At 42.1% G+C, this 1,494-nt stretch carries 1 protein-coding gene; it reads left to right on the plus strand.

The window, feature by feature from the left end; genetic code table 11:
* Positions 1-204: 204 nt before the first annotated feature.
* The gene (hrcA, locus tag NJ959_RS29405; RefSeq protein WP_254015302.1) at positions 205-1,290 is read left to right on the plus strand and encodes a heat-inducible transcriptional repressor HrcA; all 1,086 of its coding nucleotides are present in this window, start codon (positions 205-207) and stop codon (positions 1,288-1,290) included.
* Positions 1,291-1,494: the final 204 nt, after the last annotated feature.

Consider the following 1,494-nt stretch of genomic DNA (forward strand, 5'->3'; position numbering starts at 1 on the left):
CCCATTACTCCACCCAACGAAATTTGATTGGACGCAGCATCCCGTTTTTTTGAAAAAACCGAGTTTCTAAACGAGCTTTGAGCTAGGATTGAGTTGCGAGCGTATTTACACGAGAGTGTATTATATAATAAGTTAAGGGAGAGAACGAGATATTTAACAATGATTTTATTTCAGAAAAATTAATTCAGATCCACTTTTATGTCAATGTCTGTACAAGTAAGTTTGACTAATCGGCAACAACATGTTCTCTGGGCTACTGTTCGTCACTATATTGCGACAGCAGAACCCGTAGGTTCTAAAGTTTTAGCCCAAGAATACGATCTAAGTTTTAGCCCTGCTACTATTCGTGCTTGTATGGGCGTTTTGGAAAAATCTGGGTTATTGTATCAACCTCACACCTCTGCTGGAAGAATACCTTCAGACTCTGGTTACCGTATTTATGTCGATCAGCTAATCACGCCATCGGAAACTATGGGGCGACAAGTCGAACATTTACTAGCAGATAGTTTGAAATTGGAAGAATCTAACTTTGAAGTACTCCTGCGAGATGCAGCCCAAATCCTCTCTACCCTCAGCGGTTATATTGCTTTAATTACTATGCCTCAAACTCGAACAATGCGATTGCGCCATTTGCAATTAGTGCCAATCCAACCCGGGCGAGTAATGTTAATCGTGGTGACGGATGGTTATCAAACCCAATCTGTTTTAATGGAATTAACTCAGTCAGAAAAGGAGGAAGTAGAGGGCGAAATTGTTGAGCATGAATTGCAAATATTATCTAATTTTTTAAATAGTAAATTGCGAGGGCGATCTTTGGGTGAAATTGCAATATTAGATTGGAGTGAACTGGATCGCGAATTTGTCCAGTATGCTGATTTTTTGAAAAATTTACTCTCAGAATTGACTCGTCCGATTAGGACACCTGTTGCGACACCAATTCTAATTCGGGGCATTTCAGAAGTATTACGTCAGCCAGAATTTTCCGAATTGCAGCAGGTAAAAATGTTGCTACACCTATTAGAAGAGGAACAGGATCTACTTTGGCCTACAATTTTTGAATCCCCAGAGGAATTAAACCCTAAGCGTCGGGTAAAAGTGCGGATTGGCGCAGAAAATTCTTTAGCACCCATGCGTACCTGTACTTTAGTTTCTGCCACCTACAAGCAAGATGAGATACCCGTAGGAAGTGTTGGTATTCTGGGGCCTACCAGAATGCTATACGAAAATGCGATCGCTCTAGTAGAAGCGACGGCTGATTATTTAACAGTGGCTTTGAGTCAAGTTGCTTGAGGAATGGGGAATGGGGAGTGTTTTCTGCCGTGGAAAATTTGGTTTAGGGGTGTTCGCGTAGCGTTCTCGTAGAGTAGCATTTGGGGGATAAGTCATGGGTTAAACCCAAGGTTATATATCCAAATGCTTCACCCTTCCCAGGTTTGAAAATACTCCCTACTCCCCACTCCCTACTCCCCACTCCCTACTCCCTACTCCCCACTC

Origin of the sequence: Limnofasciculus baicalensis BBK-W-15, assembly GCF_024178385.1 — a bacterium.
In the GTDB taxonomy this organism is placed as follows: domain Bacteria; phylum Cyanobacteriota; class Cyanobacteriia; order Cyanobacteriales; family Coleofasciculaceae; genus Limnofasciculus; species Limnofasciculus baicalensis.

Coding starts and splice junctions, on each gene's coding strand:
- hrcA (WP_254015302.1), top strand. CDS start 205: ATGTCTGTACAAGTAAGTTTGACTAATCGGCAACAACATGTTCTCTGG.